The sequence below is a fragment of the Microcystis sp. LE19-10.1B genome (assembly GCF_027530565.1).
In the GTDB taxonomy this organism is placed as follows: Bacteria; Cyanobacteriota; Cyanobacteriia; order Cyanobacteriales; family Microcystaceae; genus Microcystis; species Microcystis aeruginosa.
The window spans coordinates 1-9,561 of sequence record NZ_JAPZQM010000338.1; the positions used below are offsets into that span (position 1 = coordinate 1).

Annotated in this window: 14 protein-coding genes; 12 read left to right on the forward strand and 2 right to left on the reverse strand. The window is 47.5% G+C overall.

The genetic code is table 11. The features are described 5' to 3' along the window. The first annotated feature begins 435 nt into the window (after positions 1–435). Positions 436–1,200, forward strand: coding sequence for a hypothetical protein (locus O9332_RS12135; protein ID WP_002760049.1), 765 nt, complete (start codon positions 436–438; stop codon positions 1,198–1,200). 233 nt (positions 1,201–1,433) lie between these two features. Here the strand turns inward: O9332_RS12135 and glcD are convergent, their stop codons facing one another. Together glcD and O9332_RS12145 are read right to left on the reverse strand one after the other, a co-directional pair. Next, complete coding sequence (glcD, locus tag O9332_RS12140; protein WP_002760051.1) at positions 1,434–2,900, reverse strand: glycolate oxidase subunit GlcD; 1,467 nt, start codon at positions 2,898–2,900, stop codon at positions 1,434–1,436. Between the two features lie 147 nt (positions 2,901–3,047). Then, a complete protein-coding gene (locus O9332_RS12145; RefSeq protein WP_002760053.1) occupies positions 3,048–3,599 on the reverse strand; it encodes a 2'-5' RNA ligase family protein in 552 nt (183 codons plus the stop codon). Positions 3,600–3,760: 161 nt separating this feature from the next. Between O9332_RS12145 and O9332_RS12150 the strand changes: the two genes are divergently transcribed. The 11 genes from O9332_RS12150 (at position 3,761) to rpmE (ending at position 9,464) form a co-directional block, all read left to right on the forward strand. After that, on the forward strand, positions 3,761–4,027 hold the full coding sequence (locus O9332_RS12150; protein ID WP_288025766.1) for a YciI family protein: 267 nt from the start codon (positions 3,761–3,763) through the stop codon (positions 4,025–4,027). A gap of 472 nt (positions 4,028–4,499) precedes the next feature. Then, positions 4,500–4,730 (forward strand): translation initiation factor IF-1, encoded by a 231-nt coding sequence (gene infA, locus O9332_RS12155; protein WP_002737109.1) that lies wholly within the window; start codon positions 4,500–4,502, stop codon positions 4,728–4,730. Positions 4,731–4,857: 127 nt separating this feature from the next. After that, positions 4,858–4,971 (forward strand): 50S ribosomal protein L36, encoded by a 114-nt coding sequence (gene rpmJ, locus O9332_RS12160; RefSeq protein WP_012593611.1) that lies wholly within the window; start codon positions 4,858–4,860, stop codon positions 4,969–4,971. 93 nt (positions 4,972–5,064) lie between these two features. Continuing rightward, positions 5,065–5,448, forward strand: coding sequence for a 30S ribosomal protein S13 (gene rpsM / locus O9332_RS12165; protein ID WP_002735415.1), 384 nt, complete (start codon positions 5,065–5,067; stop codon positions 5,446–5,448). 39 nt (positions 5,449–5,487) lie between these two features. Then, positions 5,488–5,880 (forward strand): 30S ribosomal protein S11, encoded by a 393-nt coding sequence (rpsK, locus tag O9332_RS12170; RefSeq protein ID WP_002735413.1) that lies wholly within the window; start codon positions 5,488–5,490, stop codon positions 5,878–5,880. Positions 5,881–6,073: 193 nt separating this feature from the next. Continuing rightward, on the forward strand, positions 6,074–7,015 hold the full coding sequence (locus O9332_RS12175) for a DNA-directed RNA polymerase subunit alpha (RefSeq protein WP_002737965.1): 942 nt from the start codon (positions 6,074–6,076) through the stop codon (positions 7,013–7,015). Between the two features lie 21 nt (positions 7,016–7,036). Next, a complete protein-coding gene (rplQ, locus tag O9332_RS12180) occupies positions 7,037–7,387 on the forward strand; it encodes a 50S ribosomal protein L17 (RefSeq protein WP_002760055.1) in 351 nt (116 codons plus the stop codon). A gap of 2 nt (positions 7,388–7,389) precedes the next feature. Next, the gene (truA, locus tag O9332_RS12185; protein WP_288025768.1) at positions 7,390–8,220 is read left to right on the forward strand and encodes a tRNA pseudouridine(38-40) synthase TruA; all 831 of its coding nucleotides are present in this window, start codon (positions 7,390–7,392) and stop codon (positions 8,218–8,220) included. A 117-nt stretch (positions 8,221–8,337) separates the two neighbouring features. After that, on the forward strand, positions 8,338–8,793 hold the full coding sequence (rplM, locus tag O9332_RS12190; RefSeq protein ID WP_002780818.1) for a 50S ribosomal protein L13: 456 nt from the start codon (positions 8,338–8,340) through the stop codon (positions 8,791–8,793). Positions 8,794–8,797: 4 nt separating this feature from the next. Next, positions 8,798–9,211, forward strand: coding sequence for a 30S ribosomal protein S9 (gene rpsI, locus O9332_RS12195; RefSeq protein ID WP_002760057.1), 414 nt, complete (start codon positions 8,798–8,800; stop codon positions 9,209–9,211). Positions 9,212–9,230: 19 nt separating this feature from the next. Next, a complete protein-coding gene (gene rpmE, locus O9332_RS12200; RefSeq protein WP_002760058.1) occupies positions 9,231–9,464 on the forward strand; it encodes a 50S ribosomal protein L31 in 234 nt (77 codons plus the stop codon). Positions 9,465–9,561: the final 97 nt, after the last annotated feature.

Here is a 9,561-nt window from a genome sequence, read left to right on the forward strand (position 1 = left end):
ATTTAACTGTAACCCTAAGTAAGTAGCTGGTTATAATTATAGCGGTTCTCGCATCTGTGCGGCACACTTAAACCTTTGCTGATTAAGCTGTTCAGGATCGGGAATGTACCTCTTGTGAATCAGAAACGCTATAAATTAAAAATGGATTTTAGGTTCGATCCCCCCTGCCCCCCTTGATAAGGGGGGTGCCGATAGGCGGGGGGATCCCCCCTGCCCCCCTTGATAAGGGGGGTGTCTGACAACTTTTAACGCCTACCTACTTAAGTGGTTTCAATTAAATTGAAGATAGATTTTGTCTTTAGATCCCCCCTTAATCCCCCCTTAATAAGGGGGGTGCCGATCCCCCCTTAATCCCCCTTAATAAGGGGCGGATCTGAACAATTTTTAACCCCCACCTACTTAGAGACAAAACTTAAATATCCACGGAGAAAACCGATGATTACCACCACTGACAATAACTCCAATCAACCTCTGGCTAGTTTGCGGGAAATACAAGAACTTTCCATCGCAATTACAGCCAAAAGCCTCAATCCCGCCATGCTAACGGTTGATTTCCTCAAATATTCGGGAATAGTTCCCCCCGACTGGGAATTAAATGGCCAGCCGGTACTCAATCCTAATTACGCTCAAGTTAATTTTCAAAATGGTATCAGCATCGTCGCCCAACCCCGGACAATTACCTTTGTGGAGATAATTAACTCTCCCGATAGCCTGAAACTGAAACTGCCAGAAATTGTTGGTTTATATCTAGATAAACTCCCTTTAGCCGAATATCAAGCCCTGAGTATCGCCCCGAAAAGCATTGTTCCTCTCCCTAGTAGCCCCGATGCCGCTAAAAAATATATCACCGAAACTCTTCTCGCCCCCGGTCCTTGGCACAATTTCGGTATAGCCCCCCTACAAGCCAGCATCAATCTACTTTATCAGCTAGAAACCTCTCAGCTATCCGTGGCGATTAACGAGGCAAAATTACAATTACCCGATGGCAAAATTTTAGGGGCGCTATTATTTGCCGGTAACTTTAACTATAATCTGGCCGAGGGCAGCGATCGATTAAATCTGCTCAAACAATATCTGGGACAATGGCAAAAAGATCTAGAGATTTTCCGAGAATTAGTCACTCAACGCTTTCTGGAAAGACAACTCCCAGTTTTCGCCTCTAATATCAATCTGCCCCTAGGACCCCAAGGTGGACTGTAATCAGTCATCAGTCATCAGTCATCAGTCAGAAAAATCATTAAACCTCTTGCATAATTAATTTTTCATGGTTCAAAAACAGCAAAAATAAGGATTAAATGGCATAAAATTTGTAAATAGACCATTTAATTGATTGTTATTCATTCTTAATTCTCCTGACTACTGACTACTGGCTACTGACTCCTAACCCTAACAACGATTTTGATTTCTGCAAGAGGTCTATTACTGCCGATAACCTAAAACACATCCACCCCCGCAAACCCTTGTATTTTGGCATTAGCGGCTTCCCCACAGCTGCGCGGGGTGGGGAATAATTTCCCCGGGTTAGCCAAACCTTTGGGATTAAAGCAATCCCGCACATAGCCCATAGTTTCTAAGTCAATCTCGTTGAACATAGCGGGCATATAACAATTTTTATCGATGCCGATACCATGTTCCCCCGATAAACTGCCCCCAACCCGCACACAAAGTTTGAGAATTTCACCGCCTAACTCTTCCACTTCTTCCCAGGCACCCTCCACCTTATTATCGTAGAGAATTAACGGGTGTAAATTGCCATCCCCGGCGTGGAAAACATTGGCGATTTTATAACCGTATTTTTCACTTAAAGCCTTAATTTCCTGAAGAACATACACCAATTGAGTGCGGGGAATCACCCCATCTTGCACAAAATAATTAGGGCTAATTTTCCCCGCCGCCGCAAAGGCCGCTTTTCTGCCCTTCCAGAGTTTAAAGCGGGTTTCGGCATCATTAGCCGTGGTGATATTTCTCGCCCCATTTTGACGGCAAATCTCGGCAACCCGATGTTTATTCCTGGCTACTTCTACCCCTAAACCATCCAATTCCACTAATAAAACTGACTCGGCATCCCGGGGATAACAGCCGGTAGCCACCACGTCTTCCACGGCGTTGATACTGAGATTATCCATAATCTCCATCCCCGCCGGAATCATTCCCGATTTAATAATATCCGCCACCGCTTGGCCCGCCGCCTCGATACTGGTAAAATCGGCCAGTAAAACACAGATAGATTCCGGAGTTTTCAGGATTCTTAGGGTGATTTCCGTGGCAATGCCTAAAGTTCCCTCGGAACCCACAAATAAACCGGTTAAATCATAGCCCGGTTGTTCCGGTACCGCACCCCCCACATCGATAATTGAACCATCGGGAAGGACGATTTTTAAGCCCATAACGTGATTGGTAGTGACACCGTATTTTAAACAGTGAACCCCGCCGGAATTTTCCGCCACATTACCACCGATCGAGCAGATAATTTGACTAGAGGGATCCGGTGCATAATAAAATCCCGCCCCGCTTACTGCTTGCGTCACCCAATTATTAATCACCCCGGGCTGCACCACCACCCTTTGATTATCTAAATCAACCCTGAGAATCTGATTCATCCGTGCCGTAACGATGAGAATCCCCTCTTCTAAGGGTAACGCCCCTCCCGATAAGCCCGTTCCTGCACCCCTCGCTACCCAGGCAATCTCGTTATCGTGACAGAGTTTCACCACCGCCGCAATTTCTGCTGTGCTGCGAGGCAGTACCACAAGAGCGGGTCTTTGTCTGTATCCTGTGATACCATCGCACTCATAGGTTAATAATTCATCTTTGCGACGGATGACTCCATCTTTACCAAGGATCGTTTCTAGCTGTTTAATCAGATTGGGGGAGATTTTCGGGGGATTTTTGAGTAACATAGGTTTCAGAGCGGCGGAGTCGCCATAAAATCGCTCTATAGGTTAAAATTTCGCAAAAAAGTCAGAAATGAAGCTTTAAAAACTGCTCTCTCCTATTTTACCACTATAACTCCCTCCTCTGTAGATAGAAACCTGCAAGGGTCTGGATTATAGAGAAAATTGCCGATAAATTTCCCAGTGCTTACCGTTATGAATTAGGAGGGTAATTTCATCGATCATCACCTCAAAAAATAGCTCTTGATTAGCATATTTTGACCAAGCTTTCCAGAAATTATCTTTAGTTAAATCTCGGAAGCCAACGGTTAAATGGGGCGAAAAAGCTCGGCTTTTTGAGACATTATCAATGATATTCAGGGAAGATTCTAGCTGCTGTAAAAGCCGTTTTTGCAGGGTTAATAATTCTGGCGTTTTCTGGACATTAATATAAATGACTCGCGGTTTAAAGGCGGCAAAATTCTGGAGAATTAGGGGAATAGGAGCGTGCAAGCGGGCAAATTCCTCTAAACATCTTTCTAAATCCGGTAATTGTTCTAAATTCCACCGGAAAGGGGGTTGGAGAGTGACGTGGGGAGGCGATTTCAGGGCAGCGCGACTATTGTAAATTTCTGCAAACTCTAACTTGATTTTTGTGGCAATTTCCTGTACTTCTGGCGGCGGCAAAAGCGCGATAAAAAATAGAGATCCCTGGGGTTGATTCATGGAAACAAGCAAAGCTACAGAAATGAAGCTGTCACCTCGATTCTAGCAGTCTTCCACAACTCTAAGCTAATTGTATAGCTCTGTTACATGGCACCCTCGACGGCCAAGATTAATCGGTATAATTATATGATTGTTGATCCGTCCTAGCCTACTGAGAATTTATGCCCTGGTTTGTCAAGATAGAAAAAGGCATTGTTGATAAAACTACCTTCGATCGCTATGTCAGCGCCCATAAGGACTATGTGCGTGATTTAATTAGCCAAGGACGAGCAGCAAAAAGTGGTTATTGGGCAGAAAGGGGCGGCGGAATGTTATTATTTAAGGCCGATTCTCTTGAGGAGGCTCAGGCAATTATAGTTCGCGATCCTTTAATCGAGAATGGTTGTGTGGAATACGAACTCCATGAATGGCGAATTGTCGTCGAGTAATCTAGCTTTTCAGTGAACAGTGAACAGTAATCAGTAATCAGTGAAAAGACAGCAATGTTAAGCTGTTGATTATCTAAATATTACTCCTTAATACTGCCTAGTAGTGGGGAGATGGGGGTGGAGACTGGAGTCAGGAGACCACTTCGTGCGCGTTGCGGGGGGAGAGGGAAGATGGGGCGCTTTTTTGCTGTGAACTGAAAACTCACATCTGATCACTGATCACTGATAAGCTATACTGGGGGAACTGTGGTGACAGCAGGGTTGCTGCTGCCGAATCGGCTCTCCTACTAGGTTCTGTGTGATAAGTTTAACTTACTATATGATCGATCAATCTTTGTGTCCTTTGTGTCTTTGTGGTTCGTTCCACCCCCCCGCTGGGAGGAATGTATCTTAGAATACATTTTAACCACCAAACCCAAGAGAGCTCCGAATCATTAAATAAATTGTCCCCAGTAAATTTGAGGAATTAACTTTGTCTAAACAAGATCTCATCGAAATGGAAGGAACCGTCACCGAATCTTTGCCCAACGCCATGTTTAGGGTGGATTTAGATAACGGTTTCAACGTCTTAGCCCATATATCTGGCAAAATCCGACGTAATTATATCAAAATCCTCCCCGGCGATCGAGTCAAAGTGGAACTGACCCCCTACGACCTAACCAAAGGAAGAATTACCTATCGCCTGAAAAATCAGAAAAAATAGCGATAAAGAGGGGCAGAGAAGCCAAAAAGCCTAATAAGCAGCCAAATTTATTTTAAAAAAATAGGTGACACGGGTAAAACAAATCTGATATAATAATAAGCTTGCAGTGTTGCCAGAATACTTAGGCATGAAAGTTAGAGCGTCTGTCAAAAAAATGTGCGAAAAGTGCCGCGTCATCCGTCGGCGCGGTCGAGTCATGGTAATTTGTTCTAACCCCAAACACAAGCAGAGACAAGGTTAAACCACCAAAGTCACTGTCTTGGGGCAGAGAATCGTTACCGTTAATTGTAGTCGTTTTTGGAAAAAAAATCGTTCATAGGGAGAAAGAAAAAGCGTGGCAAGGATAGCTGGTGTAGACCTACCTCGCGATAAGCGTGTGGAAATCGCCCTGACCTACCTCTACGGAGTGGGTCTATCGCGTTCCCAAGAAGTCTTATCCGCGACGGGTGTTAACCCTGACACTCGGGTCAAGGATCTCAGCGATGAAGACGTGGCGGCGCTACGGACTTATATCGAGACAAATTATCAAATCGAGGGGGATTTGAGACGCTGGGAGGCGATGAACATCAAACGCCTCGCCGATATCGGCACCTATCGAGGTCGTCGGCATCGGCTAGGATTACCCGTGCGCGGGCAACGGACGCGAACCAATGCGCGGACCCGTCGCGGTCGTCGGGTGACAGTGGCAGGGAAGAAAAAAGCCCCCTCCAAGAAATAATTTTTTATTCATTGCGATATCCCCCAATCAAGAAAAACTATGGCGCGACCAACCAAAAAAACCGGACCGAAAAAACAGAAGAAAAATATTCCTACCGGAGTCGCTCACATTCAATCGACCTTCAACAATACCATTGTCACGATCGCCGATACCAAAGGCGATGTGATCTCTTGGGCATCGGCGGGATCGAGTGGTTTTAAAGGAGCCAAAAAAGGAACCCCCTTCGCCGCCCAAACCGCCGCCGATAACGCTGCCCGCCGAGCGATCGAACAGGGAATGCGTCAACTAGAAGTGATGGTTAGTGGCCCCGGGGCAGGACGGGAAACCGCAATCCGGGCCCTGCAAGGAGCAGGATTAGAAATCACCCTGATCCGGGACGTGACTCCCATCCCCCACAATGGTTGTCGTCCTCCCAAACGCCGGAGAGTGTAAACAGTGAACAGCTTTTTCAGGTGACAGGGATCTTGAGGCCGACAGCCGTTAGCTTTGAGCGCATCAGCAGCAGAATCCGGTCGTCAAAGACCATCTGCTCAAAAAGCTAAACGCCGAACGCTAAACGCTGAAAGCCAAAGAAAACTGATAACTGATAACTGATAACTGAAAACTGAACAAGGGAGGTCAATCGGTGGCGCAATTTCAAATCGAGTGTGTAGAAGCAAAAACTTACAAGAATCAGAGTCAGTACAGTAAATTCGTACTAGAACCTCTAGAAAGAGGCCAGGGTACAACCGTAGGTAATGCCCTGAGACGGATTCTCATTTCCAATCTGGAAGGAGCGGCCGTGACGGCCCTGCGGATCGCGGGAGTCAATCACGAATTTGCCACCGTCGAGGGGGTACGCGAGGACGTGATGGAACTCATGCTCAACATGAAAGAAATCATCCTCAAAAGCTACACCAATCAAACCCAGATCGGGCGTTTAGTGGCAACTGGACCAGCGACAGTAGTGGCGGCACAATTCGATTTACCCTCAGAAATCGAGATAGTTGATCGCAATCAGTACGTCGCTACCCTGGCCGAAGGGGCCAAGCTAGAGATGGAATTTCGCGTGGAAAAAGGCAAAGGCTACCGGGCGATCGATCGCAGTAAAGAAGAAGCCACTTCGCTGGACTTTCTGCAAATCGACTCGATTTTTATGCCCGTAACCAAAGTCAACTACAGCGTCGAAGATATCCGTTCCGAAAGCGGTCAAGCTAGAGATCGTCTGCTCTTAGAAATTTGGACAAACGGGAGCATTAACCCCAAAGAAGCCCTTTCCCAAGCGGCCGATATGCTGGTCAATCTCTTTAACCCGCTCAAGGATCTCAACGCCCTCGAATCCTCCGGTAACTTTGACGACCAAGAGATCAACCAAGAAAACCAAATTCCGATCGAGGAACTACAATTATCCGTGCGCGCCTACAATTGCCTGAAGCGAGCGCAGATCAACACCGTAGCCGACCTCCTCGATTACAGCCAAGAAGATCTCTTAGAAATCAAAAACTTTGGGCAGAAATCGGCTGAAGAAGTCATTGAAGCCCTACAAAAACGGTTAGGCATCACCCTACCCCAAGAAAAAAGCAAGTAAACCCAATTCCAGGAAAATACCATGAGACATCGGTGTAAAGTGCCTCAATTGGGTCTACCAGCTGACCAAAGAAAGGCACTGCTGCGCAGCTTGGCCACCCAGCTAATTCTACATGGTCAGATCACCACCACCCTAGCGAAAGCGAAAGCGGTGCGAGCAGAGGTAGACCACATTATCACCCTAGCTAAAGACGGTTCCCTGAGCGCCCGTCGCCAAGCCATGGGCTACATCTACGACAAACAACTGGTTCACGCCCTCTTTGAAGGCGCCCAGGCCCGTTATGGCAACCGTAACGGCGGTTATACCAGGGTCGTGCGTACCCTGCGCCGTCGCGGGGATAATGCCCCCATGGCGATTATCGAACTGATGTAACGATGACAGCTTGCCCCCAGTCGCGGATCGCCCTAGTTATCCAGTATGTGGGAACTAATTTCCACGGCTGGCAACGGCAACCCCATCACAGGAGCGTGCAGGAGGAAATCGAGAAGGCTCTGGCCGATATTCTCGGTCATGCTGTCACTCTGCACGGGGCCGGACGTACCGATAGCGGTGTTCACGCCGCCGCCCAAGTTGCCCATTTCCAGCAGCAGAGTCCGATCCCACCTTCCCATTGGGTCAAGATTCTCAATGCTCGGCTAGATGACGATATCGTCATTCGGGCCTCGGCCCAGGTTCCCGATCGCTGGCACGCCCGTTTCTCGGCCCTCTGGCGACGTTATCGTTACACCCTCTATACCGACCCCATCCCCAATCTCTTTGTTAGCCCCTTTAGTTGGCACTACTACCATCGTCCCCTCGATGCCGATTTGATGGCCAGGGCTTTACGGCCTTTATTGGGCAAGCACCATCTGGCCGCCTTTCACCGTGCCAACTCTAGTCGTGACCATTCCTGGGTAGAAGTACAAGGGGTGGAATGCTACCGTCAAGGGCCGTTTGTACAGATGGAAATTCAAGCCAATGGCTTTTTGTACGGGATGGTGCGCCTATTGGTGGGAATGTTGGTGGAGGTGGGAACTGGTGAGCGATCGCTAGAAAACTTTACCGACATCTGGGTCAATCAGCGCCGAGAATTGGTCAAATACGCCGCACCAGCTAAAGGACTATGTTTACTGCGGGTGGGTTACGCCGATTTTCCCTTTGCCGATAGCGTCTGGTGCGAGACTCAGCCTCTTTATTATTTCCGAGCAGAGGGGATAGGGGAATAGGGAGATAGGGAAATAGGGAAATAGGGGAATTCCAACTAAAACCCTAAAACTCTAACCCCCCAACACCCAGGTGGGCAATAAAAAAAATTAATTTTTGTAAACCAAGGCAAACTCACCATGAACAAAACACCTCTACCAAATTTAGAGACTCTAGAGCAGAAATGGTACGTCATCGATGCGGCCGATCAGCGTCTAGGTCGTCTGGCCACCGAGATCGCTATGATTCTACGGGGCAAAAATAAAGCCACCTTCACCCCCCATCTGGATACGGGGGATTTTGTCATTGTTATTAACGCTGAAAAAGTGACGGTGACGGGCAAAAAACGCCAACAGAAAGTTTATCGCCGCGACTCCGGCAGACCGGGTGGTATGAAGGTAGAAACCTTCGATAAACTGCAAAAACGCATTCCTGAACGGATTATCGAACACGCTGTTAAGGGAATGCTCCCGAAAAATAGCTTAGGTCGGAAATTGTTCACGAAACTGAAAGTTTATGCCGGTGCGGAACATCCCCATCAGGCACAACAACCGGAAGTTTTAGCGATTAATACGATTCCCGCAGGAGGAAATTAAGTCAATGCAAGCCACGGACAGTAAAAATAAGGTAGTTTATTGGGGAACGGGACGACGCAAATCGGCGGTCGCTGCCGTGCGTCTGGTGCCGGGGACGGGGGCAATTACCGTTAACGGTCGCGATGGGGAAACCCATTTTAACCGCATTCCCACCTATATCCAGACGATTAAAGCTCCTCTGGAGACTTTGGGACTGGAAAACGAGTATGATATCATCGTTAAGGCCGAGGGCGGTGGTTTGACCGGCCAAGCGGACGCGGTGAAATTGGGTGTCGCTAGAGCTTTATGTCAATTGGCCCCGGAAAATCGTCCTCCCCTCAAGAGTGAAGGTTATCTGACTCGGGATCCCCGGGCGAAGGAACGGAAAAAATACGGTCTTCACAAAGCGCGCAAAGCGCCTCAATACTCGAAACGTTAGGTTAATAGAGAGGTTTATTATGCCGAAAAAAATTCATCCTACTTGGTATCCGGAAGCCAAGGTGATCTGTAATGGTGAACTGGTGATGACGGTGGGTTCGACAAAACCAGAAATTCATGTGGAGGTTTGGTCGGGTAATCATCCTTTTTATACGGGAACCCAGAAGATGATCGATACGGAGGGCCGGGTCGATCGCTTCTTGCGTAAGTACAAAATGGGCGATAAGTCAAGCAAAAAGGCCGATCAGAAATAATTCTTTACTTTTGCCTTTTTGACCCGGTGGGGAGATTTTCCCACCGGGTTTTTTGCTATTTTTAGGCTGGTAGGGTCATACTAAATCCTGTTTAAAA

Excerpts from the sequence above, each read along its gene's own strand:
- O9332_RS12135 (WP_002760049.1), top strand. The coding sequence starts at position 436 with ATGATTACCACCACTGACAATAACTCCAATCAACCTCTGGCTAGTTTG.
- glcD (WP_002760051.1), bottom strand. The coding sequence starts at position 2,900 with ATGTTACTCAAAAATCCCCCGAAAATCTCCCCCAATCTGATTAAACAG.
- O9332_RS12145 (WP_002760053.1), bottom strand. The coding sequence starts at position 3,599 with ATGAATCAACCCCAGGGATCTCTATTTTTTATCGCGCTTTTGCCGCCG.
- O9332_RS12150 (WP_288025766.1), top strand. The coding sequence starts at position 3,761 with ATGCCCTGGTTTGTCAAGATAGAAAAAGGCATTGTTGATAAAACTACC.
- rpmJ (WP_012593611.1), top strand. The coding sequence starts at position 4,858 with ATGAAAGTTAGAGCGTCTGTCAAAAAAATGTGCGAAAAGTGCCGCGTC.
- rpsK (WP_002735413.1), top strand. The coding sequence starts at position 5,488 with ATGGCGCGACCAACCAAAAAAACCGGACCGAAAAAACAGAAGAAAAAT.
- rplQ (WP_002760055.1), top strand. The coding sequence starts at position 7,037 with ATGAGACATCGGTGTAAAGTGCCTCAATTGGGTCTACCAGCTGACCAA.
- truA (WP_288025768.1), top strand. The coding sequence starts at position 7,390 with ATGACAGCTTGCCCCCAGTCGCGGATCGCCCTAGTTATCCAGTATGTG.
- rplM (WP_002780818.1), top strand. The coding sequence starts at position 8,338 with ATGAACAAAACACCTCTACCAAATTTAGAGACTCTAGAGCAGAAATGG.
- rpsI (WP_002760057.1), top strand. The coding sequence starts at position 8,798 with ATGCAAGCCACGGACAGTAAAAATAAGGTAGTTTATTGGGGAACGGGA.
- rpmE (WP_002760058.1), top strand. The coding sequence starts at position 9,231 with ATGCCGAAAAAAATTCATCCTACTTGGTATCCGGAAGCCAAGGTGATC.